The organism is Acinetobacter sp. AS167 (assembly GCF_037152175.1).
GTDB lineage: Bacteria > Pseudomonadota > Gammaproteobacteria > Pseudomonadales > Moraxellaceae > Acinetobacter.
This window is the reverse complement of record NZ_JBBCMP010000001.1, coordinates 383,975-407,722: the sequence shown is the minus strand read 5'-3', so window position 1 is coordinate 407,722 and position 23,748 is coordinate 383,975. Positions and strand designations below refer to the sequence as shown.

The 23,748-nt window shown below is 37.5% G+C and carries 19 protein-coding genes; 6 read left to right on the top strand and 13 right to left on the bottom strand.

Features of this window, described 5'->3' with window-relative positions:
* Positions 1-14: 14 nt before the first annotated feature.
* The gene (locus WFN33_RS01975; RefSeq protein WP_336951088.1) at positions 15-1,532 is read right to left on the bottom strand and encodes a CoA-acylating methylmalonate-semialdehyde dehydrogenase; all 1,518 of its coding nucleotides are present in this window, start codon (positions 1,530-1,532) and stop codon (positions 15-17) included.
* Between the two features lie 165 nt (positions 1,533-1,697).
* Here WFN33_RS01975 and WFN33_RS01970 point away from each other — a divergent pair, with 165 nt between their 5' ends.
* Positions 1,698-2,579: a LysR family transcriptional regulator gene (locus WFN33_RS01970; protein WP_336951087.1), complete on the top strand. Its 882-nt coding sequence runs from the start codon at positions 1,698-1,700 to the stop codon at positions 2,577-2,579.
* Positions 2,580-2,759: 180 nt separating this feature from the next.
* Here the strand turns inward: WFN33_RS01970 and WFN33_RS01965 are convergent, their stop codons facing one another.
* The 12 genes from WFN33_RS01965 to WFN33_RS01910 all read right to left on the bottom strand — a co-directional run bounded on the left by WFN33_RS01965 (position 2,760) and on the right by WFN33_RS01910 (position 18,451).
* Complete coding sequence (locus WFN33_RS01965; protein ID WP_336951086.1) at positions 2,760-4,667, bottom strand: esterase/lipase family protein; 1,908 nt, start codon at positions 4,665-4,667, stop codon at positions 2,760-2,762.
* Between the two features lie 2 nt (positions 4,668-4,669).
* A complete protein-coding gene (locus WFN33_RS01960; RefSeq protein WP_336951085.1) occupies positions 4,670-5,677 on the bottom strand; it encodes a T6SS immunity protein Tli4 family protein in 1,008 nt (335 codons plus the stop codon).
* Positions 5,678-5,732: 55 nt separating this feature from the next.
* Entirely contained in the window at positions 5,733-6,740 is a 1,008-nt protein-coding gene (locus tag WFN33_RS01955) for a T6SS immunity protein Tli4 family protein (RefSeq protein ID WP_336951084.1), read from the bottom strand.
* A complete protein-coding gene (locus WFN33_RS01950) occupies positions 6,733-9,474 on the bottom strand; it encodes a type VI secretion system Vgr family protein (protein ID WP_336951082.1) in 2,742 nt (913 codons plus the stop codon). The genes WFN33_RS01955 and WFN33_RS01950 overlap by 8 nt, the downstream gene beginning before the upstream one ends.
* A gap of 185 nt (positions 9,475-9,659) precedes the next feature.
* Entirely contained in the window at positions 9,660-11,864 is a 2,205-nt protein-coding gene (locus tag WFN33_RS01945; RefSeq protein WP_336951081.1) for an OsmC domain/YcaO domain-containing protein, read from the bottom strand.
* 248 nt (positions 11,865-12,112) lie between these two features.
* A complete protein-coding gene (locus tag WFN33_RS01940) occupies positions 12,113-12,703 on the bottom strand; it encodes a TerD family protein (RefSeq protein ID WP_004720371.1) in 591 nt (196 codons plus the stop codon).
* Positions 12,704-12,720: 17 nt separating this feature from the next.
* Complete coding sequence (locus WFN33_RS01935) at positions 12,721-13,437, bottom strand: TIGR00266 family protein (RefSeq protein ID WP_336951080.1); 717 nt, start codon at positions 13,435-13,437, stop codon at positions 12,721-12,723.
* A gap of 14 nt (positions 13,438-13,451) precedes the next feature.
* On the bottom strand, positions 13,452-14,759 hold the full coding sequence (locus WFN33_RS01930) for a VWA domain-containing protein (protein WP_336951079.1): 1,308 nt from the start codon (positions 14,757-14,759) through the stop codon (positions 13,452-13,454).
* Between the two features lie 116 nt (positions 14,760-14,875).
* Positions 14,876-15,454 carry a TerD family protein gene (locus tag WFN33_RS01925; protein WP_336951078.1) on the bottom strand — a complete coding sequence of 193 codons (579 nt, stop codon included), beginning with the start codon at positions 15,452-15,454 and terminating at the stop codon, positions 14,876-14,878.
* Positions 15,455-15,456: 2 nt separating this feature from the next.
* The gene (locus WFN33_RS01920; RefSeq protein ID WP_336951077.1) at positions 15,457-16,563 is read right to left on the bottom strand and encodes a DUF475 domain-containing protein; all 1,107 of its coding nucleotides are present in this window, start codon (positions 16,561-16,563) and stop codon (positions 15,457-15,459) included.
* 16 nt (positions 16,564-16,579) lie between these two features.
* Positions 16,580-17,155, bottom strand: a complete 576-nt coding sequence (locus WFN33_RS01915) for a TerD family protein (protein WP_004720366.1) — start codon at positions 17,153-17,155, stop codon at positions 16,580-16,582.
* Between the two features lie 57 nt (positions 17,156-17,212).
* The gene (locus tag WFN33_RS01910; protein WP_336951076.1) at positions 17,213-18,451 is read right to left on the bottom strand and encodes a TerD family protein; all 1,239 of its coding nucleotides are present in this window, start codon (positions 18,449-18,451) and stop codon (positions 17,213-17,215) included.
* Positions 18,452-18,814: 363 nt separating this feature from the next.
* Here WFN33_RS01910 and WFN33_RS01905 point away from each other — a divergent pair, with 363 nt between their 5' ends.
* From WFN33_RS01905 to WFN33_RS01885, 5 genes are read left to right on the top strand one after another with little or no spacing between them, the layout of a single operon-like run.
* Positions 18,815-19,771 (top strand): ATP-grasp domain-containing protein, encoded by a 957-nt coding sequence (locus WFN33_RS01905; protein ID WP_336951075.1) that lies wholly within the window; start codon positions 18,815-18,817, stop codon positions 19,769-19,771.
* A 4-nt stretch (positions 19,772-19,775) separates the two neighbouring features.
* Positions 19,776-20,897, top strand: a complete 1,122-nt coding sequence (locus WFN33_RS01900) for a phosphoribosyltransferase domain-containing protein (protein WP_336951074.1) — start codon at positions 19,776-19,778, stop codon at positions 20,895-20,897.
* A complete protein-coding gene (locus WFN33_RS01895; protein WP_336951073.1) occupies positions 20,887-21,666 on the top strand; it encodes an HAD family hydrolase in 780 nt (259 codons plus the stop codon). The genes WFN33_RS01900 and WFN33_RS01895 overlap by 11 nt, the downstream gene beginning before the upstream one ends.
* Positions 21,659-22,825, top strand: coding sequence for a cysteine protease StiP family protein (locus WFN33_RS01890; RefSeq protein ID WP_336951072.1), 1,167 nt, complete (start codon positions 21,659-21,661; stop codon positions 22,823-22,825). Before WFN33_RS01895 ends, WFN33_RS01890 begins: the two co-directional genes overlap by 8 nt.
* Entirely contained in the window at positions 22,822-23,748 is a 927-nt protein-coding gene (locus WFN33_RS01885; RefSeq protein ID WP_336951071.1) for an HpcH/HpaI aldolase/citrate lyase family protein, read from the top strand. The genes WFN33_RS01890 and WFN33_RS01885 overlap by 4 nt, the downstream gene beginning before the upstream one ends.

Genomic DNA, 23,748 nt, shown 5'->3' with positions numbered 1-23,748 from the left:
CTTGAACTCCTGTATTAACGCAAGCTGATGGTGGTATTCACTTCACCTTTTTCTTGTGTGTCTTCGAACCAACGACTGGTAATGGTTTTGGTTTGAGTATAGAACTGTACTGCTTGTTTACCATAAGGTCCTAAGTCCCCTAATTTTGAACCTCTTGACCCTGTAAAGCTAAAGAATGGAACCGGCACGGGAATTGGAATATTAATGCCCACTTGACCAATATCAATGGTGCTTTGGAAAGTACGTGCTGTTGCACCACTTTGAGTAAACAATCCTACACCATTCCCAAATGGGTTGGCATTAACCAATTCAATGGCTTGTTCAAGCGTATCAACATGAATAATGGCTAAAACAGGGCCAAAAATTTCTTCAGTATAGATACGCATATCGGTAGTGACTTGGTTGAATATGGTTGCACCAACAAAATTGCCCTTTTCATAGCCATGTACTTGCACATCTCGACCATCAAGTAAGAGTTGTGCACCTTGTTCAATACCACTATTAATCAAATCTATAACACGAGCTTTTGCACGTCGAGAGATCACAGGACCAATATCTGTTTGCGGTTCATGCCCTGCATTCACTTTGAGTGTTTTGGCTTTTTCAACCAACTCATCCACCCAGTGTTTAGTTTCACCGACCATGACAGCAACTGACAATGCCATGCAACGTTGTCCAGCTGCACCAAAAGCAGCGCCGACTAAAGCATTTAACGTTTGTTCTTTATTGGCATCTGGCATTACCACAACATGGTTTTTTGCTCCCATCATCGATTGCACACGTTTACCATGCTGACCTGCTAAGTTATAGACATGCGTTCCTACTGCTGTTGAACCTACAAATGAAATGGCTTTAATGTCTGGATGCGTACATAGACGATCAACCACTTGTTTGCCACCATGTACTACATTGAGTACACCAGCAGGTACACCAGCTTGTAATGCCAACTCAACTAGCATCATGGTTGATAATGGATCTTGTTCAGACGGTTTAAGAACAAAGGTATTACCGCAAACGATCGCCATTGGAAACATCCATAGTGGAATCATGGCAGGAAAATTAAATGGGGTAATTCCAGCACATACCCCCAATGGCTGTTGCAAGGTATAAGTATCTACACCACGAGCTACACCTTCAGTATATTCACCCATTTGCAAGGTACCAATCGAGCAAGCATGTTCAACTACCTCTAAACCACGTTGAATATCACCTTCTGCATCAGCTAAAGTTTTACCTTGTTCTGCGGTCAAGACACGTGCGATATCTTTCATATTGTCACGAATCAAATCTTGCAGTTTCAGCATGATCCGCATACGAGCTTGAATTGGTGTGAAACGCCAAGTTTTAAATGCTTCTTGTGCAGCAGCAATAGCAGCATCAACTTCGTCTAGAGTTGCCATCGGGACACGACCAAGTACCTCTTGGGTCGCGGGATTTAGAATGTCTTGCCACTCAGTAGTATTTGATTCGGTAAATTTTCCATGAATTAATAATTTAGCCGTCGTCGAATGAATATTTGACATTGTGTTCATAACCTCTCCATAGGCAATATTTTTTGTTGTTACATTCTTAGAAAATAGCCTAAAGCAGTATTTTCATCAGTGCTGTTTCAAATCAAACTAACAAAGAAAATATAGATGACCAATAGAAATTAACGCACAATGAATGTGCAAATATGCACAAGGATGTTATACACAATGAAAGTCGATTGGGATCACCTACAGTTTTTTTTAGTTTTAGCGCGTGCCAAGACTTTAACCAATGCAGCCCGTATTATTGGAGTTGAACACAGTACTGTATCTAGACGAATACAAGCGCTAGAGCTGTCTTTAGGAACGCCGTTGTTTAGACGAGAAGCCACAGGTTATGAACTAACTATGGAGGGCTTAGCGTTAGTTCCTCGTGTTGAGCAAATGGAACAAGCGTTTTTGCAAATTGAAAAGCCCAACTTACCATTACAGGGGCATGTGCGAATTGGCACACCTGAGGGTTTTGGAACAGCGTTTTTAGCACAGCTATTGGCACAACTGTCTAAACAATACCCTTTACTTACAATTGATCTTATCCCAGTTCCAAAAATGATTAAGCTGTCGCATCGTGAAGCTGATATTGTGATTTCTATTGACCGTCCTAAGTCAGGACCTTATATCATTACTCGTTTAACCGATTATTGTCTTAAAATTTATGGTAGCAAAAGCTATTTAGAAAGCACTCAAGCGATTAAAAAACTTGAAGATTTAAAAAACCATCAGTTTGTAAACTACATTGATGATCTAATTTATAGTCCTGAACTGTATTGTTTAGAACGTCTACCCTTACAGCTCAATGCAAATTTTAGAAGCAGCAGTATATTGGCCCAACAAGTTGCTGTGAGTGCAGGTGCTGGACTGGCAATTTTGCCGAAGTTTTTGGCAGAAAATAAATCAGAACTTAAACAGGTGTTACAAGATGAAGTTCGTTTTATTCATACTTTTTGGATGTTGACTTTAGTTGATTTACAGCATGAACCACGGATTAAATTGGTCTGGGATTTTTTAAGAACACAAGCTGATAAATATCAAAATTTATTGATGGATTAAGCATTTTGGACGAATTTAACTTTGTTCAAGTTATTCATTTCATAAAATACATACTAGATCTTAAATTTATTTTTTTCCAAAAGTATTATCTGATAATTTCATCTTCATTGAGAATAATAAAACTCCTATAGAATTAGAACTTCTATTATTCACCCGAAAAGTCCTTAAAATCATATAAATTTATAGATTTTTTATTTTACTCTCACATCCCTCTGATGCTGAAGATTTCTTGATCATATCCACTATATTTGCAATACAGTAGATGGTATTTAATTGAACATCCGCATTATCATAACTACTTGCATGTTCATAACCATTGATAATAAATGTTTCAATTGGACTACGACCATCAGCACGCACATCCTGTCCTGACTGATAACAAACCGTTCCATCTCCCTTTGAGGTTGGCTTAATATCTAAATAAAACGTGGCTTTATTGGTTTTAGAAATTTTTGACTTTTCATCTAGCAAGACTTCCCTTATGCCATCTTTTTTATAGGCATTGTCTAGTAAATTATGGATTTTCGAACCTTTTATGCTTAATTCAGCATCATCTTCCTGAACACGTGTTACATCATCTTCTTTTCTATCACTTCGATCTTTTATATCTGGGAGTTCAATTAAATTTTTTTTGCCATATAAAGTCATTAATTCAATTAGTTCATTTTCACTGCTAATATTTAACTCTTCTTTGCAACGCCACACCACTTGACCAAATGCTTTAAACCCTTCGTCAGCACCATAGCTTGCATAAGTATTGGCATGATAAGTATCTTTTATATGATCATGTAATTCTTTAACTGTTTCTATATTCTTTATATAGACATCAAAAATACTATCATATCCTTCTTTATCTACCGTTTTTGCAATCAATCCAGCTGGGTCAATAAAATCAGGATTGATCATCGCCCACCAACAGTCTTTTCTTTGGTAGATTTCAGTATAAGGGTCAGCAGTTTTGGGTAATGTGGCAGTCATTTCACCTGTAGGTGTTTTCGCTTTAATGACCAACCATGCTTGAGGATTTTTGGGAAAATCCACAGCATTGTAATAATTTGAAAAAGGCAATAACTCTAAGCCACCGGGCGCATTTGCCAATGTTGCGGTGAGACGTTCAGAAGTATTCCCAAACATAAATTTGGTTGCCCAAGCCACAGCACTTTTGAAAAGTCCTGTTGAGGCTTTCCAACCATCCCAGCCTACAGTGAGGCGTTGATATACTGCTGGCGCACCACTGGCAGGCATCGCACCATGTACCACACCAGCAATCTTATCTTTGACCTTAGCATTTTGGATCAAGGCGCGAGTCACTAAGCCACCCATAGAGTGGCTAACAATAATAAATTTTTTAAATTTTGCTGTAGGAAATTCTTTTTTAACTTGCGCCATAACTTGATTATTCAGTCGGTCTGCAACATGATCTGCTGACTTCATATTACTTTGTAACCAGTTATAGCCACAGGCAAACACTGGAAAAGCATAATCTGCCAATTCCTCATGCTGTTCTAGACCTAATAATTCAACGGTTTTTTGCGACGACCAATTTTTAAGTATTTTTTCCGTATCTGCATTGCCGGGTTGGACAATTTTTTCCCATTCAGCTGTACCATTAAACTTATCCTTCTCTTGATCTTTTAATTTCTTGAAGGGTTGATTTAAATTACTCTCCAAATAAATCAGTAAATTTGCATAACCCATGGTAATCACTGAACCCCAACCGCGTGCCAAAGCCAAGTCTTTGGTCATATGTGGAATTGCTTTTTTACTTATTTTTACATCGCCATCGTACCCAACCTGAGTTGTTGCTGGGTTCAGGGCAATCTGTCGTTCTCGTGCATCTCGTTTACTGTATTCAATAATTGTAGACAGTGATATTCGGGGATACCAAACCTCTTTATCATCAGCGGTATCTTTAATATTTGACCCCATAATCCCTGGAATAAAAATAATCGGCACGACATATTTGACAGGTGCAGGAATTACACACTCGGAATTAACACTATCTGGTGTGGTATATGAAACATAAGACACACTTCCAGATTCGTAAAGTATTTCATAGGCTTCATGACGATGGACATTATTTGACATTATTATTCTCCGAATTTACGGATGGTTTTTAGAATCGATTCATATAGTTTTAAGGCATCATATTGTTCTAGGCTACTGCTCTGTGTAAGAGGTGAAGAACGTGCCGTATCTACCTCAAAACTAATCAATGGATCTTGGTTATTATTGGCACCGCCTGTATGTTCCCATAAGGCACTAATGCCATTTTTTCCTTTCATTTTTTCTACTGAAATCCATTCTTGTCCCGTTAAATGCGCGGTATTTTTTTCACCTTTACGAATATTGCCTTTATCAATTTGACGCTGGCTTTGCCCGACCTCTTTAAACTTTTTTTCTATCCGTGGAATCATTGGTAAGACATATTCATCATTTGTTTCTGCCTCAAAACGTAACACTACTGTTGGATAGTCCTTAAATCTAAAACCAAGCTTTTGGATACTATAGCGGTACTGTTTGGTTTGATCTTTGATAAAGCCTTGGTAAATACATTGTCCTGCTTCCTTAGGAATCTCATGTTCATTACGATAGCGTAAGTTTTTCACTAAATTATGAATCGCCTCGTTACTTCTCTTGGTTCTTTCAGGGGAGTCACTATGTCCTCCTTCAATTAAAAATAAAGTATTTTTATCGAGTACAAATCCAAAAACATCATAAGGTAGTATTTTTTTATCTGCTAATTTCCCTTTAAAAATCTTAGTCAATCGACCATCGAATACTTGTTCTTGTGGGTCTTCAAAAATTTTTCGATTACCTTTGGAATAATCATTTCTCCATTTTTGAACTGCTTCATCAAAATCTTGACGTGTTGCTTTAGTTTGAACCTTAATAGTAAAAGAATCATATTTATCATAACGTTCTAATGGATTAGCCTCAGCAGGAATATCCACCACATAACGCCCAATACAATAAGTTTTAGTTTTTTCTAAATTGATCATATTATTTCCAGTATTTTTTATTGCTGATTGTGCAAATGTACAACTTGTCGTGATCATGCAAGCGGTGAGTAATAAAGAAGAAAATAGTTTATTCATTAATATTTCCTTTTTAGATAAGCGTTATCAGATCTATAAGCATTGTTTAAAATTATTATTCTCCGAATTTACGGATGGTTTTTAGAATCGATTCATATAGTTTTAAGGCATCATATTGTTCTAGGCTACTGCTTTCACTAAGCGGAGATGAATATCCAGTATCCGTTTCAAAACTTATCAATGGATCTTGGTTATTATTGGCACTGCCTGTATGCTCCCATAAGGCACTAATGCCATTTTTCCCTTTCATTTTTTCTACTGAAATCCATTCTTGTCCCGTTAAATGCCCAGTATTTTTTTCACCTTTACGAATATTGCCTTTATCAATTTGACGCTGGCTTTGCCCGACCTCTTTAAACTTTTTTTCTATCCGTGGAATCATTGGCAAGACATATTCATCATTTGTTTCTGCCTCAAAACGTAACACTACTGTTGGATAGTTTTTAAAGTCAAAAGCAAGAGTTTGGATGCTATAGCGGTACTGTTTAGTTTGATCTTTGATAAAGCCTAGGTAAATACATTGTCCTGCTTCCTTAGGAATCTCATGTTCATTACGATAGCGTAAGTTTTTCACTAAATTATGAATCGCTTCATTACTTTCGGCTGTCAACTGTGGTGTATCACTATGCATTCCCTCTATTAAAAATAAAGTATTTTTATCCCATACAAAGGCAGCTACTATAAAAGGAAGTCTTTTGTCATCCTCTAATTTCCCTTTAAAAATCTTAGTCAGTCGACCATCGAATACTTGTTTTTGTGGGTCTTCAAAAATTTTTCGATTACCTTTGGAATAATCATTTCTCCATTTTTGAACTGCTTCATCAAAATCTTGACGTGTTGCTTTAGTTTGAACCTTAATAGCAAAAGAATCATATTTATCATAACGTTCTAATGGATTAGCCTCAGCAGGAATATCCACCACATAACGCCCAATATAATAAGTTTTAGTTTTTTCTAAATTGATCATATTATTTCCAGTATTTTTTATTGCTGATTGTGCAAATGCGCAACTTGTCGTGATCATGCAAGCGGTGAGTAATAAAGAAGAAAATAGTTTATTCATCAACATATCCTAATAATGAAATAACGGCTTTTGTCATAGCCAGTGAGGTTATTTTCTCGGTTCTACCTTCAGTATCTGTAACACCCTCAATGGTTTTTCCATCTTCTGTTTTTATTTTATATTTCATATTCGATATGGCTTTATCCGCTTTATTACGCAATACAAAGTGTTCACCATAATCCATTTGAAGTTTTGGCATCGCGGCTAAATCAGAGCTTATCGTAGCGCCTGACATGGTTTTAATTTGCCCTGCTTTTAAAGAAAGCAACCCAGGGCAAACGATATCGATATTGCCATCTTCAATTTTGATAAAACCACCACCAGATGAGATCATTATGCCTTTACCACTTTCGACTTTAACAAAATCGTTAACTGCATAAACGTGCATCAGTTCTTGTGAGGCGATTTTCATGGTGCTTGCTTGCGACTCAATTTCGACTGGACCTTGTCCAGCTTTGATCTTGATACCGGCTGCTTTGGCGAAGAGTGAAATTTTGTCTAAAACATTGGCTAGAAAACCACGCCCTGAAAAAACTTGAATATTTCGTTCTGAGCTTATATCAATATTTTGCTTGGCTTGAGCAATAATTCCTTTATCTGCATCAAAAATAAGTGAATCCTTGGCATCGATTGCAATGAAAGGGGTTGAATCTGATTCATTCCAATTTGGAAGATCTGTTTTTACGGCTTGTTGTAATTCAAGTTCAGGCTCAATGGTTTGGTGGCCTTTAGCTGCATCTTGAATAGCCTTATTAGTTCCTAAGAATTTTTCGATATTCTGTTGAAGCTTACTACGCTCAAGTTGGTTTCCTGAGGCATGACCTGCGATTTCAGTTGTAATCAATATCCCTTTAGGCGCACGTATTGCCCCCCAATCATCCGTCCTTAACTCAAACCCTTCACCACGACCTTCACTTACTGAGGTTTCTTTAGGATGACTTAAATTTCCCAAATTCAATTGGCTCGCACCATGACTCGACTGTAACTGCGTACTGATTTGCGCGGTAGTATCATCAAATCTAAGCTGGCCAAAGCCTTCACCTGCCACTTCTTTTGATCGGATACCACTCAGCTTTTTGGTCTCAGGCAGTTTACCTTTATTATCAAACATGGTTGGACTTCGATGTCCTTCATGAATTCGTCCTGTAACAAATGGACGATCAAGATTACCATCAAAAAAATCAACCGCGACAATCTCATCTTTACGAGGCAAGAATCTTACACCGTAGCCTGCACCAGCCCAAGATGTAAGCACATCCACCCATGCTGAATCAGTATCTGTATCATTCGATCCTGCACCACCATCATGGGTATGATCTTCAGTTCGCGTAAATAGGAAGCGAACTTTAATCCTTCCCCATTCATCAACATAAATTTCTTCGCCATCACTGACCACTTTAGCGCGTTGTACATGGGCAATCGGGCGATGCTGCAACGGATCGTATTTTGGAACAAGCTCAATATTACGACGAACTAAAGTGAGTAAATTGGCTTGACGCTCTTGTTCACTATCTTTACTACTTTGCCAATGACTCAAAATTAAGAGTTTTTCAATTTGGTTTTGAATATCTTTGGGAAAATTATTTTGATTATAAAAATGTTTACTAATTATTAAGAACTCCTTATCACTGCCACTATGATTTTTCTCTAGTTCTGGATGATCCACCAACTGAAACCAATAGCCAACCTGGGTATCTCGGACACTACTATGTGCTGTAAAGTATTTTGCTTGCAAAGCTTGATGCAGATTAAGTTGATTATTCAGTTTATCAAGTTGGCTATTTCCAGACATTGTCGCTTGGTCTTCGCCCTTAAGATCACGAATCCATGCAGGAGATATACTCCAAGCTTGTTCTAGGCTTAAGCTTTCATTATCACGTTGAGCACTATGCTTATGTGAACTGAGGACTGAACCGCTACCATCTTGCTGAGTTAAACTGTCCGCTTGCCAACGTTGTACATGGATCGCTGTCGATTGTAATTGTCTATTTGCGATAAAGCTGGTGATACTGTCGGACTGTTCCGTTGCATTTGAACGATGATAACGAATAGTCCTACGTTCACTGGCTTTAAATTGAAAATTACTATCGACCAAGCGTAACTTTTGTGGTTCAACGTTTTGGCTACTGTTAGAAACCAAATAATTTGATTCATCAACCAGCCAATTAATTGATTCCTCACGCATTAATCGAGTTAAATAGGAGTAATCACTTTCATTTGATTGCATTGAAAATGGACGTACATCATAATCTTTGGTTAAACCACTTGTATCCAGTTTTAAGCTTGAAGCAAATAAACTACTCTTAAGCTGCCATTCCTTGAAAATTATTTCACAAATTTCTACAACGCTTTTATCCATAAACACACGGCTATTCAGTCTTTTATGCCATAGACTGGTAGCATCTTGCATGGTTAGACGATAAAGACTCAAAGCGCCATCTGACTGTCCTTGGCTAGCGCCCGTAATGATGCCTGTGGTTCTGAATAAATTGCCTGAATCTATAACTTGATCCACTGCCACTTGACAACCAATGAATTGTTTTAATTCTATGAATGGGTTTGATGACAGGCAAATGAGTTCTGCTGATAAGCCATCGTTGACACCATGATAGCCATCAATACGCTGCAACATGATGTGGGAATTGAGTTGAAAATTTAAAAGCTGGACATGAATTGAACGGTTTTCAGTTCCCAAGCCAAACTTATCTAAGCGTGTAAAAATATTGTTCAACATTTATTATTATGCCCCCTTACTAATAAGAAAAACTTAACATAAATTTTAGTATGTCTCAAACTTACTGGATTGTTGTCGTTTTAGAACGAAGTATTTATATGGCAATTTAATTTGAATTATTAATTTATTTTTAAAATAAAAACCCAAGACGAATCTTGGGTTTTAGCTTTTGTTGTAAAAATTTTTTAACTTGCTAAGCCAACAGCTTTTGCTCGTGCTTTATGTAACTTCTTATAACTGTCAATAAGTCTTAAATGACGATCAAGCCCTTCAAGCTTCATACTTGTTTCAGTCAAGCCATAAAAACGCATACTACCATCTAAAGAGCCAATGACTGCATCCATTCTTTCATCACCAAACATACGACGGAAATTGACTTCATAATCATCTAAATCCATGTCGTCGTCTAGTTCAACTTCAAGCATCACATTCATACACTGATAGAACAGACCACGTTCTACGGTATTGGTGTTGTATTGAAGGAACTGTTCAACTAAATCTTTTGCCTCTTCAAACTGTTGTAACGCAAGATAAATCAACAATTTTAATTCAAGGATCGTCAATTGTCCCCATACAGTATTATCATCAAACTCAATACCAATTAATGTTACGATATCGGTGTAATCATCCACTTCAACTTCTTCAAGACGCTCAACTAAAGCTTCAAGCTGATCATCTTCCAAACGATGAATATTTAAGATATCTTCACGGAATAACAATGCTTTGTTGGTGTTGTCCCAAATTAAGTCTTCAACCAAATAAATCTCAGAATAATCAGGAACGATGATTCGACAAGCTGTCGCGCCTAAATGCTCATAGACAGCCATATAAACTTCTTTACCCATTTCTTCAAGAATGTTGAGCATCGTTTTAGCTTCTTCAGCATTGGCATTTTCACCCGCACTGCTAAAATCCCACTCAACAAAGTCATGGTCTGATTTTGCACTAAAGAAACGCCAAGACACAACACCACTGGAATCGATAAAATGCTCAACAAAATTGTTTGGTTCTGTCACAGCATTACTGCTAAAGGTCGGTTTTGGTAAATCATTTAAACCTTCAAAACTACGGCCTTGTAACAACTCGGTCAAACTGCGTTCTAAAGCAACTTCAAGCTTAGGGTGTGCGCCAAATGATGCAAATACACCACCTGTACGTGGGTTCATCAGCGTAACGCACATCACAGGAAACTCACCACCCAATGATGCATCTTTAACCAATACTGGGAAGCCCTGTTCTTCTAAGCCTTTAATGCCTTCAACGATACGGGGGTATTTTGCTAAAACTTCCTCAGGCACATCTGGAAGTGCAATTTCTCCCTCTAAAATCTCACGTTTAACCGCACGTTCAAAAATTTCAGATAAACACTGTACTTGAGCTTCAGCTAAAGTATTTCCTGCACTCATACCATTACTTAGGTATAAATTTTCAATCAAATTTGATGGAAAATATACAATTTCTTGATCAGATTGGCGTACAAAAGGTAATGAACAAATACCACGCTCAGTATTGCCTGAGTTGGTATCATATAAATGTGTACCTAACAATTCATTGTCTGGGTTATATACCTCTAATGTATATTCATCCAATATTTGTTTAGGTAACTCTCCATTTGCTCCTGGTTTAAACCATTTTTCATCTGGATAATGTACAAATTCAGCGTTAGCAATGTCTTGCCCCCAAAACTGGTCGTTATAGAAGAAATTACAGTTTAAACGCTCAATAAATTCTCCCAATGCAGAAGCCAAAGCGCTTTCTTTGGTCGAGCCTTTACCATTGGTAAAACACATTGGAGATTGAGCATCACGAATATGTAATGACCACACATTTGGGACAATATTTCGCCATGATGCAATTTCAATTTTCATTCCCAATCCTGCCAAAATCTCTGACATATTGGCAATGGTTTCCTCTAAAGGCAGATCTTTACCTTCAATAAAAGTTAAGCTTTCTTGTGCCAAGTTAGGCATGAGCAACGCTTGTGCATCTGCATCAATACTCTCAACTTCTTCGATAACAAACTCAGGACCAGTTTGGATGACTTTTTTAACGGTACAACGGTCAATCGAACGTAAAATACCTTGACGATCTTTATCTGAAATATCTGCAGGAAGTTCAACCTGAATTTTAAAAATTTGTTTATAACGGTTTTCAGGATCTACAATATTGTTTTGAGATAGCCGAATATTATCGGTCGGGATATCACGAGCTGCACAATACACTTTCACAAAGTAAGCGGCACACAAAGCAGATGAGGCAAGGAAATAATCGAAAGGACCCGGCGCAGAACCATCACCTTTATAGCGAATGGGTTGATCAGCAATTACTGTAAAGTCATCGAACTTGGCTTCTTGTCGAAGATTATCGAGATAATTGACTTTGATTTCCATGTGGGCACCTAAATATTCTTACGTGTAAACATAAACACATAAAATTTAAATATTGAAAAATAAGCCGAATCACGGAGAAGAAATTGACTTAAAAACGAACCAACCCCAACTGAGGTCAGTAATAATGGTTGCTATTATAGAATTATTTTACAGAATTGATAACTTTAGAATGGAAAGATTGAAAATACTTTAAGTAAAAGCCATTCCTAAGAATGGCTTTGTTGATTAAAATTTTTTTATGGCTACCCTTATAGCACTGGAATGATCGAAGGAAGCATGTCATGAATGGTCTTACCATTACAGGTATCGCCAATCGCAGACATTTTCCATGCGCCATTGTGGCGATAGACTTTAGCGATAATCAAGGCAGTATAATTGCCTTTTGCTGAAAGGTTGTATTTTGCGATTTCAGTATTGGTATTCGAGTCAACTAAACGACAAAAAGCATTTTCAACTTTTTCAAAAGTTTGACCACGGAAACTACTGATTGTAAAAACCAGTGCTTTAACTTGAGGAGGGATTTTAGTTAGATCAACATGGATCACTTCATCATCGCCATCACCAGCACCCGTACGGTTATCACCTGAATGCCAAATACTGCCATCCTTACTTTTTAATTGTCCAAACCATACTGCATCGAGCGGTTGGTTGTTTTCATCAAAAATAATGACAGATGCATCAAGGTCGATTGAATCACCACCGCCGCCCCCAAAAAGACCACCTAAAAATCCGCCACTCTTAGCCACATCCCAACCTGCACCAAGATAAATTTTGGTCAAAGATGAGCCATCACCTTTTTCTAAAGAGATTTTTTGACCTTTTACTAAACTAATACTCATGTGTTTCCCTCATAGATTTAATTGTTTCTATTTAAATTTAAAGCTGAAGATAACCAGGTGAGGTAGCTCTTGCGATTTCGGGAACAAATAATGACTTTGCCATTGCCCCTAAACTTAAGCACCATACCTTCACCACTGGTAAAACTGTTTAAAAGATTTCCAACAATTCCGCGGTTTTGTGAACTCGGCATACCAATGTTGTAACTTAAAGATGAATCCCATGCCACAACATGACCATTATCAATGGTGGTTTCGCCGTTCTGAGTGCTTACATCGACTTCCATCAAAGTACCACAACCAGAAATACACAATTGACCTTGTCCTGATGATTCCATCACCACAAAGCCCCCTGTATCACCAAAGAATCCACCACCTAAATTTGCTTGAATCTTGGCTTTGACATTGACATGTTCTGTTGCTGCAACAAAAGCACCATCAGATAAAGTGTATTGCTGAGGACCTATGTTAAGAATTTGCATATCACCATCTATGTTTGGAGAAAGTAAACACTGTCCATGACCCAATGATGCTTTGATTTCTTGCTGAAACAGCGATTCACCTGTAGTAAATCTACGCATAAATGACTGAAATAAACCGCCGCGTAAGTTCCCAGCTAATTCTAGATTCTGCTCAATCATGACCATTGCATCAGATTCACAAAATATTTTTTCTCCCTGTACCAAATCAACCAACAGAAATGGTTCTGGACTGCCTACAAGTTCAAATTTAGCCATCGATTGCCCTCTCTTTATCGAATAATGTTTTTATTTTTCGCTTCTTTTAACCACAGTGGAAATTCTTGAAGCAGTGCATCATACAGTTGTGCTTCAGGCATACTTTGAATATTACTCATTTCAAAAAAATTGCAATTATCCACCACTCGCCCTTCCATCGTATCGAGTTGTTCCAACACACCGTAGTTACGACCGCCAATACCCACGAATTGCCAAAAAATAGGGAAACTAGATGCGCTTTTAAGGATATTTTTAATCTTTTTACTTTCATTGACCCCACCATCTGAAACAAATACCACGTAAACAGGTAAATGAGATGGATTTTCTTGGGTAAAATATTTAATCACAGCTTCAAGTACAACAGGTTCATTATTATAACGTGCACCAGCTTTCCACTTTGGATGACCGCCTTGATCTGTATTGACAAAATTTTGTAAGTTGTTCAAGGTTACATCACTTAAACGCAATGATTTTTCTGCAAAAGCCCAACATTCAAAACTACCATCATCATCAAAATTGACTGCCAAAGGCATAATTCGATCGAGGACTTTTTGAACATCACCTTTAATATATTGTTGGTGCATTGAACCTGAATAATCAAGGACTAAAGCTACTCGGGCTTTTACATCAAGCAAATTATTTTTTTCTAAGCTGATTAAAGACTTTTTCGTAATATCCACTAAATGTGGAGCAGCGTCTTGAATTTTATCTAGTACCACTTTCTTTTTTAGATCAATTGTAACCGCTGCATTACTGATCGATGGGTTTGCTGTTGGGGGTGCAACTGTAACACTTTCTTCAACCTCTCCCCCAAAGTGTTCAACCAAAGCCTGTAAGCCACCATTAAAACCTTGACCAATTGCAGCGATACGCCAAGTATCACTTTTAAAGTAAATCTCAGTCAGCATCACAGCTTTTTCTTGGCTAAAATTAGAACCATTTAAACGATAAGTCGCAAGAATCTGTTCGTCTTGATTACATAACTCGACCTGAATCGATTGTATATTGTGGATTTGAGACTGCTCATTGGCTAAGGTTGCACAGATCACAAAACGTGGCGTTCGTGTTGTATCTATCTTTTTTAAATCAAAGGTAAAACTATGGATGTTGCCACGAAGCAGATATTGAACTTCGCCTTTCGGTGTTTGTGGTTGATTATAGAAGGTCATATAATCATCATGGAAAAGTTTATCGTTTGGCGCAATACCAAAGCTAGAAATATCGATTTCAAAAGGTGCTTGAACCTGTACACGTACTTTAAACTGTGTATTAGTCTGCAACAATTGGTGCAGAGCCAGTTTTTGTCCAGTGATGAATTGCATTGTTGTTCTCTATTTAGTACTTGAAAATAATTTTTACTGTGTTCATAAATAAACCAATTTAAACCGAATCACTTTCAAGTACTAAAAGATAAATCTTTTAGTACTGATTTTAAAAATTAAACTGCAACACCATAACTTGCAGCCAAAGCGCCTAAGCCACCGTTAAAGCCTTGGCCAACTGCTTTGAATTTCCACTCGCCACTATGACGGTATAACTCACCAAAAATCATGGCAACTTCTGTACTGCCGTCTTCAGACAAGTCAAAACGTGCAAGTTCTTCAGCATTGTTATCCTGATTAATTACACGGATATATGCTTTATCTACCATACCGAAGTTTTGACCATTCTGTTGGCCTTCATGAATGGTTACAGCAAATACAATTTTAGCCACATCTGCTGGAACTTTAGATAAATCAACTGAAATTGTTTCGTCATCACCATCACCGTCACCTGTACGGTTATCACCGTTATGGTTCACAGAACCACAAGGAGAAGTTTTTTGGTTAAAGAAGATGAAGTCGCCATCTAAACGGACTTTGCCATTTTCACCAGTTAGAAAAGCAACAGCATCCAAATCAAAAGCTTTACCATCTGTAACACGAGGATTCCAGCCTAAACCTAAGTCTACTTTATTCATTGTAGGCGCTGTTTTAGACAGGTTGATGTTACCGCCTTTTGATAAATTAATAGCCATTTTTAATTTCCTTTTTCAGTTGTTTCAAGAGATTGTTTTTTACTATATGAAATTGATGAAATTACTGCCCAAACAATAAATGCGACACCAATCAAACCAGTCACGACTTCAGGTACATGTAAGCCAGTCCCACTTGCAAGCATGATGAATGCAAGTGCACCAATCGCATAATGCGCGCCATGTTCTAAATAAACATAAGCATCGAGCGTACCTTTTTCTACAAGATAAACGGTCATAGAACGCACGAAGATCGCACCTATAGCAAGGCCAAGCATAATAATTACCACATCACTGGTAATTGCAAAAGCGCCGATTACACCATCGAAACTAAAAGACGCATCAAGTACTTCAAGATACAAGAAGCCACCGATACCGCCTTTAATGATTGTGCCCGTTACAGGTGCACCATTATTTGAAGTCGTTTGTTCTGATGCTTCTTCCTCATCATCATGTGAACCGCCTTCAAGTAAGTGTCCAATCACCTGAACACCAACATAAACCACAATTCCCCAAATCCCTGCCATCGTTACAACCAGACGAGAAGTTTCAGGTACAAAATTAGCCATAACCAATAATGCACATAATGAAATAAACACTGAAATCGCTTGAATATTGCCTAGATCAGCGAGTTTTGACTCCAACCAATGGAACCAATGCTCATCTTTTTCATCATCAAATAAAAAGTTAAGAAAAACTAAGAGCAAGAACATACCACCGAACGCTGCAATTTCAGCATGGTGTGCCATGAGCTTTTCAGAGTAGGTTTTTGGATCGTTCAGCGCAAGTTTTGCAACCTCTATCATGCCCATGTCTGCAGTGACGCCAACAATGAGTAATGGAAAGATTAAACGCATACCAAATACAGCGATAACAATACCGACTGTTAAAAATAAGGTTCGCCAGAAATGATTCCAGTGTTTGAGTACCGAAGCATTTACTACAGCATTATCAAACGATAAAGAAACTTCCATCACTGCAAGAATGGCAGTAATTGCCAATGCCTTGAACATGGTCATTAGACCGGCTTGGGGACCATGTGTAAAACCCCAATACGCAGAAATTGCTAGACAAATGATGGTAAAAAGAATCGAAAAGCGAAAATGTTTCATCCATTGAACTCTTATATTAGATGCTTATACCGAACTGTTGGCACATTGCGCTTAAACCGCCAGCATAACCTTGTCCTACAGCTCTAAACTTCCATTCACCATTGTGGCGATATAATTCACCAAAAATCATGGCAGTTTCTGTTGAATAATCTTCATTCAAATCGAAACGAACAATTTCAGTATTGCTTTGATCATTGACTACACGAATAAACGCATTTTGAACTTGACCAAAATTTTGACCACGACTTTCACCTTCATGAATGGTGACTGTAATTGCAATCTTTTGAACATCTGCAGGTACTTGTGCCAGATTAATGCGGACTGCTTCATCATCACCATCGCCCGCACCGGTACGGTTATCACCTGTATGTTCGACAGAACCTTCAGGTGAACGTGTTTGGTTATAGAAAATGAAATCGTGTTCACCACGAACTTTACCGTTTTCACTTAATAAAAATGCTGAAGCATCTAAGTCAAAATCTGTTCCGTCAGTTGCACGCGCATCCCAACCTAAGCCGACCAAAACTTGGTTTAAACTTGGGTCAGTTTTGCTTAAAGATAAGTTGCCACCTTTGTTTAATGAAATTGCCATTTATATTTCCTCTACTTTATTGCAGTGTGCATTCATTGTTTAAATACATGCAGTCAATTAATTTTTAGAACCATGTGTCCATCGGAACCCAAAACCATAATGTTCATCTAAATATTTTTGATCTTTAAAATAACGAACTTCTCGGTTGGCTTGTATAGTGCCATTGTTATTCTTTAATTCTACAATAGAACATGTTGTCAATTGATTACCATCCGTCAAATGAACTTCAATTTCAGGTTGGTCTGGGATCTTAATGGTGACAACACCATCCGTTGCTGCCCATTGTGCAGCACCCTGATAAATATAAGCATAAATCACAATGCGTTCAATTTGATCCCATTGATTCCCATTAATATGAAGATTTTCACCTTGTACAGATGAACCTGTACGATCATCACCATCAAGCTGAATAAACGGTTTGATTTCAAAACGCCCAAAACGATTACCCAGCGGTTGTACTAAATCAATTTCACCATTTTTAAGTTGCACCATCGCACCAAGGTCTAGATCTATTGCACTTGATCCCGATAGTTTCTGAAAAAATGATTGGGATTTAGGCTGGCTTTTATTCCAGTTTAAATTGACTGATATTTTTCCAAAACCATTACCTTTCTTGGTTAAGTTGATGGTTGAATTGTTTTTATCCAGTCGGATTTTAGATAAATTAATATTTGAGTTTGTAGGTGTAGGTGTAGGTGTAGGTGTAGGTGTAGGTGTAGGTGTAGGTGTAGGTGTAGGTGTAGGTGTAGGTGTAGGTGTAGTATTTTTCACTTCATCAGCAATCACAACACCAAAGTTTTCAGCCAATGGTTTTAATCCACCATTAAATCCTTGACCGACAAAGCGAAACTTCCATTGGCTGTTATGAAAATAAATCTCTGCAAGGATTAAAGCTTTTTCAGTTCTATTTTGGGTATCTAAATGTGCGGTCGCAATATGCTGTTGCCCTGCATAAAGCTCAATATCAATCGGAATAATATTGCCAATGGTATTTGGTTCATTGATCGTGACACAAATAGCGATTTTTTGAATTTGTGCATCTAGACGTGCAGTATTGATTTTTAATTTGGTGAGATTTGGGTTCTTAGATGATGATTCTAGCAAAACCACACTTTGATTGGAGGTTTGACGTTGCCCATAAAAAATCATGTCCTGATCACCACGCACTTTAAGCGTGCCTTGGGCCAGTAAATATGCTGTAACATCTAATTCAATGTCAGATGAAAACCCTGTTTTTATACAAATTTCAATATCCTGAGCAGGTATTTGAATATTTCCACCAGCAACCAGCTGCATAAACCCTCCACTTTATAGGTATATTATCGCTTTTTGATAAAATGAATTTAAAATCATGCGTTATTGAAATAAAGTTTTTAAATTAACTTTCTTTATAAAAAACAAATAAAAAATAGATATGTTATGTTTTACCATAAAAATTCCGAATCTCAAGTGTTTCAGTGTTTTTTTCTTTGTGTTTCATTACTTTTACAAAATATTAAAATTAAATATTGTATCACTGTGGGGAATTGTTATATTTTCCAGCGCATCAGATAGTCGCTTTAAAATCTTCGTTATTCTTTATAAAAATTTGAGATTAAATTACCCGTGCTACAGCAATATAAAATTTGGATCGCCGAGTGTTATTCCTGTCAAAATGATATGATTCATTTACTGAAAAGTTCTAGTATATCAAAACAACTGACTATATTTTGTTCTCACAGCCGTAACCGTCCCGAACTTGCATTGAGTGCTGATGTTTATCTACAGCAACCTGCTATTTCAAAGAGTGCTGAATGGTTATTAGAACAATGTATTGAACATAATATCCAACTGCTCTTTTGTGGTAAACACAGTCAACATATTGAACCGTATAGAACCCAATTTGAACAATATGGTATTCAGTTGATTACTGGTACACTCAGCTCAGAACAACATGAGTTGATGAACAATAAATACCAATTTACCTTACATTGTGAAGCGCAAAATTTATCTGTCATTCCTGCATTATTAGCCAATTCCACAGAAACACTGAAAGCATCCATTGAAACATTACAGCAGCAACATAGTGAAATCTGTGCTAAGCCTGTTTATGGGGTTTATGGTGCGGGTTTTGTGCGGTTACAGAATCATGTATCGTACTTTAAAAACTTTAGTTCACCGACCAAATGTAATACTCAGCAATTTATAGAGGCATATAGTCAACAGGAAGAGCCAGTTGAATATCTGATTATGCCTTATTTAGCCGGGCAAGAATGTTCAGTTGATATTGCTTGTAGTCAAGGAAAGATCATTACTCAAGTAACCAGAATAAAACATGTTTATTTTCAAGAGTGTTTTTTGCAACATCCTTGTCATCAAATTTGTATAGATTTAGTCGATTATTTTCAATGTGATGGACTAATTAATATCCAATTTAAACAAGATGAAAGCTTGCAATGGCATATTCTTGAGATCAATCCACGCCCTGCTGGTGGTTTTGCCTATACACAACATACGGGAGTCAATTTGATTGCTGAATTGATTGCTGAAAAATTAAATTTGAATTTAGTTCGAGCAGCACACCAATCGCCTGTAAAAGCTTTACCGATTGCCCATAGTATAAAATTGGATTTGTAATTAGATGAAGCATATAGATTTAAGTCGTGGGCGAATCACTGTTCAAGTTAACCAACAACATAGCCACTGGGCTTTAGATGATTTATTAGATTTTGCAGAAAGAATTAATCCTAAAAGAGCATTTTTATTTGTTTCCAAAGTATTGGGGAAACATATCCCTGTCCCACCTTCTGTTATGCAGCGTAGCTATAGCGATTTGGCCAGTTTAGTGCCTACAGATTTGTCTGGTCCAATCTGTGTCATTGGTATGGCCGAAACAGCAGTCGGTTTGGGCGCTGGAATTTATCGTGAATTAAAAAAACAACATGGCAAAAATGCGATTTTCTTAACTACAACACGACACCCTGTATCGACTTTACCCACATTGGGGCTTTTTCTAGAAGAACATAGCCATGCTCAGGATCAGTTTATTTTAAGCAGTCATGATTTAGCCAAACATCAGCAAGTGATTGATTCAAAGACTTTGATTTTAGTTGATGATGAAATTTCGACTGGAAAAACCTTCAAAAACCTGATCAATAGTTTAACAAATTCTGGTTTGCAGCAAGTTGAACGCGTGATCTTGGTCACATTGGTTAACTGGGCTGAGCAGAGTCTTGCAACGGATGAGCTTGATATCCCTGTGGAAGTGGTTTCATTATTGCAAGGAAATTGGCAGTGGCAAGCGAATCAACACAATATTCAGATTAATATGCCCAATGTCAGCTCCACTGAGCAACAGGCACAGAAAATTATTGCACCAAATGATTGGGGACGTGAGCCAGGTTATTTAGAATGTACAGCATGGGAAGATATTCACATAAATCATCCCGGCGAAAAAATACTCGTACTTGGTTCAGGTGAATTTAGTTGGATTCCTTTTCTTATTGCTGAACAGTTAGAACAACAAGGGGCGGAAACTTATTTCAGTTCAACAACACGTTCACCGATCATGCAAGGACATGCGATAAAAAGTATTTGCCAGTTTCATGATAATTATGGGCTCAATATCCAAAACTTTGCTTATAACGTTAAACATCAAGAGTTTGACCGGGTGCTTTTGGTGATTGAAACACATCAAGATAGTGTAGACCCAAGCTTGTTTGAACAAATCAAAAATTTGGAAGTGATCAGTTATGAACCCTAAACCTTTGGTCTTTGTCGACTTGGATGACACTTTATTTCAAACTTATCGAAAACAGCAACCGACACCACAACATCAAATAGTGACTACAGATATTTCAGGACAACCGCTTTCATATATGAGTCCAAAACAGCAGTCTTTTTTGAATTGGTTGCTTGAATATGCTGAGGTTGTGCCTGTAACTGCTCGCTCAGTTGAAGGCTTTAAACGTGTACAAATCCCCTTTAAATATGGTGCGATTTGTTCCCACGGGGGCACAATTCTAGATCAGAATTTAGCTGTAGATACAGACTGGTTTGATCTTCAAAAACAACATGAAATTCAACTCAATGGCATACTGACTGACTTGCCAGATGCTTTGCATGACTACGCCAAAGATTTGGGTGAAGTCAGAACTTGGACTTTGATTGAAAATGAACTGAGTATTTATTCTGTTGCAAAGCAAAAACAAACTGGTGCCTTATTTTTAGATCAGCTTGTTGAAAAATTACCTAAAATTCTACTGGAACAGTGCTATATCCATATCAATGGCAATAATCTGGCGATTATTCCGCATCATGTCAGCAAACAAAGCGCCGTTGAGTTTTATATTCAAAAACATGATCCGCAACGAGAACGTATTATTTTAGGTTGGGGCGATAGTCTATCAGATGCTGGATTCCTCAGCTGTTGCGACTGGTTTGGAATGCCGAAAAGTAGTCAGTTGGATAAGTTTCTCAATACACATTTAAGCCATGATTTTGACACTAAAGGATATTTAGGTCATGTCTAATTCATTGATCACACTACTCAATCCAACATTGAGCGAGCTTGGCTTTCACGGTTCATACCGTCCCGAAGATGTCACTTTTTTGATGCAGATTGATAATATTCAACCCACTGCCGTTGAAGAAAAAGAATATCTGATCCAGTCAGGCAAAATGCACTATTCACAAATGATCAGTGCTGAACATCCGCCAACAGATGAACAAATGCAACATTATCAACATGCCTTTGAGCAAGGTGCACAACGTCTTGCCGAAGAAGTTCAAAAAATTGGTAACAGTTTGGTGCAACGCTTTCCCAATCAAGAGATTGTTTTGGTAAGTTTGGTTCGAGCTGGTGTACCTTTAGGTGTTTTACTGAAGCATTATCTTGAAAAATACCAGTCTTGCTATCACTATGGTATTAGTATAATTCGTGATCGAGGCGTCGACTTTGCTGCATTGCAAGCAATTATTGAACAACATGGTGCTCAAAATATCGTTTTTGTAGATGGCTGGACAGGTAAAGGTGCGATATGCAAAGAACTCACAAAAAATTTACAAGAGATTCCTGAGCTCTTTGATCAAAATTGGCAGATCCCACGTTTAGTTACCCTGTCTGATTTGGGGGGGTATTCTTGGTTAAGTGCAAGTACAGATGATTGGTTGATTCCGTTTGGGATATTGGGTTCTGTAATCTCTGGATTGACTTCTCGGACGATTTTAAAAGAAAGCATAGAACAGCAAGATGCTCGAAATAATTGCTATCAGACACAAAAATGGCACAGTTGTTTGATCTATGACCAGCTAAAACCTTACGACCTTTCAGTAATTTTTGTCGAAAAAATACGCGAGTTGATTGAACAAAAGCCCACAGATATGCAGGTAAGCTGGAACGATCAGATTCGTTTAGCGCAACAGCAACAATGTGCAGCAACGATTGACTGGATTGCAACAGAGTATGCGATTCAAAATATTAACCATATAAAACCTAGTATTGCTGAAGCAACCCGTGCAGTTTTAAGACGAGTACCTGAACGAATCTTATTGAAAGATGAATCTAACCCGCATGTACAATTATTATTGCACTTTGCACGTGAACGAAATATTCCGGTAGATATTTTGGGAACAAAATTAGGCCCTTATCACGCAGCAACATTGATAAAAAAAGTAGAGAAGAAAAAATGAAACCACTTTTACACGCTATTGAACTTGGCGCAACCATGTATATTCCTGCAACACATGAACAATTGTGGGAAGTTACCCAAGGACTTAAATTTCCTCAGATTAAATCAATTGCGGTATGTCTTGAAGACGCTGTACTTGAATCAGATGTTCAAACAGCAATGGTGAATTTAAAACTTTTGTTGCAAAGACGGCTGGATGAACCGAGTTTAAAAGCCCCTGCCATTTTTATCCGCCCAAGAAATATGGAAATGGCAAAACACATTGTCGACTGGGATCTAAATCAAACATTTAATGGTATGATTTTGCCTAAGTTTAATGTGTTTAATCTAAAGAATTGGATGAATGTATTACCAGCTAATTTGCAATATATGCCAACGCTTGAAACTAAAGAAATCTTTGATGTGGCACACAATATTGAGCTTTACCAAGCGCTTAAATATGACTTTCATAAAACTTTATGTTTAAGAATTGGTGGTAATGATCTGTTGTCTTGTCTAAATCTGCGTAGACCCAAAAATACCACGATTTATCAAACTCCCGTAGGCATTCTAATTTCACAATTGGCAGGATTATTTATTCCAAATGGTTTTCAGTTGAGTTCACCTGTCTGCGAACATTTTGAAAATACACAGTTATTGATGCAAGAACTTGCACAAGACATGAATAATGGAATTTATACCAAAACTGCAATTCATCCTGCGCAAATTGCTCATATTCATCATGCCTTACAAGTTCAACCTGAAGATTTCCATGAGGCTCAATTAATCTTGGCCCACGACGCTAAAAGTGTATTTAAAAGTCACGGTTCAATGATCGAACCTGCCACCCATAAAAATTGGGCTGAAATGATTTTACTCAGATATAAAACTTTTGGTTTGGTCAAATCCTCTTGTTCAACACACGACAAAATATTGGTGGTATAG

What these genes read in the sequence shown, in the direction of transcription:
- WFN33_RS01920 (WP_336951077.1), bottom strand. Translation starts at nt 16,563, where the DNA reads ATGAAACATTTTCGCTTTTCGATTCTTTTTACCATCATTTGTCTAGCA.
- WFN33_RS01955 (WP_336951084.1), bottom strand. Translation starts at nt 6,740, where the DNA reads ATGAATAAACTATTTTCTTCTTTATTACTCACCGCTTGCATGATCACG.
- WFN33_RS01975 (WP_336951088.1), bottom strand. Translation starts at nt 1,532, where the DNA reads ATGAACACAATGTCAAATATTCATTCGACGACGGCTAAATTATTAATT.
- WFN33_RS01915 (WP_004720366.1), bottom strand. Translation starts at nt 17,155, where the DNA reads ATGGCAATTTCATTAAACAAAGGTGGCAACTTATCTTTAAGCAAAACT.
- WFN33_RS01935 (WP_336951080.1), bottom strand. Translation starts at nt 13,437, where the DNA reads ATGGCTAAATTTGAACTTGTAGGCAGTCCAGAACCATTTCTGTTGGTT.
- WFN33_RS01960 (WP_336951085.1), bottom strand. Translation starts at nt 5,677, where the DNA reads ATGAATAAACTATTTTCTTCTTTATTACTCACCGCTTGCATGATCACG.
- WFN33_RS01900 (WP_336951074.1), top strand. Translation starts at nt 19,776, where the DNA reads ATGAAGCATATAGATTTAAGTCGTGGGCGAATCACTGTTCAAGTTAAC.
- WFN33_RS01945 (WP_336951081.1), bottom strand. Translation starts at nt 11,864, where the DNA reads ATGGAAATCAAAGTCAATTATCTCGATAATCTTCGACAAGAAGCCAAG.
- WFN33_RS01930 (WP_336951079.1), bottom strand. Translation starts at nt 14,759, where the DNA reads ATGCAATTCATCACTGGACAAAAACTGGCTCTGCACCAATTGTTGCAG.
- WFN33_RS01905 (WP_336951075.1), top strand. Translation starts at nt 18,815, where the DNA reads ATGATTCATTTACTGAAAAGTTCTAGTATATCAAAACAACTGACTATA.
- WFN33_RS01970 (WP_336951087.1), top strand. Translation starts at nt 1,698, where the DNA reads ATGAAAGTCGATTGGGATCACCTACAGTTTTTTTTAGTTTTAGCGCGT.
- WFN33_RS01910 (WP_336951076.1), bottom strand. Translation starts at nt 18,451, where the DNA reads ATGCAGCTGGTTGCTGGTGGAAATATTCAAATACCTGCTCAGGATATT.
- WFN33_RS01940 (WP_004720371.1), bottom strand. Translation starts at nt 12,703, where the DNA reads ATGAGTATTAGTTTAGTAAAAGGTCAAAAAATCTCTTTAGAAAAAGGT.
- WFN33_RS01890 (WP_336951072.1), top strand. Translation starts at nt 21,659, where the DNA reads ATGTCTAATTCATTGATCACACTACTCAATCCAACATTGAGCGAGCTT.
- WFN33_RS01885 (WP_336951071.1), top strand. Translation starts at nt 22,822, where the DNA reads ATGAAACCACTTTTACACGCTATTGAACTTGGCGCAACCATGTATATT.
- WFN33_RS01965 (WP_336951086.1), bottom strand. Translation starts at nt 4,667, where the DNA reads ATGTCAAATAATGTCCATCGTCATGAAGCCTATGAAATACTTTACGAA.
- WFN33_RS01950 (WP_336951082.1), bottom strand. Translation starts at nt 9,474, where the DNA reads ATGTTGAACAATATTTTTACACGCTTAGATAAGTTTGGCTTGGGAACT.
- WFN33_RS01895 (WP_336951073.1), top strand. Translation starts at nt 20,887, where the DNA reads ATGAACCCTAAACCTTTGGTCTTTGTCGACTTGGATGACACTTTATTT.
- WFN33_RS01925 (WP_336951078.1), bottom strand. Translation starts at nt 15,454, where the DNA reads ATGGCTATTAATTTATCAAAAGGCGGTAACATCAACCTGTCTAAAACA.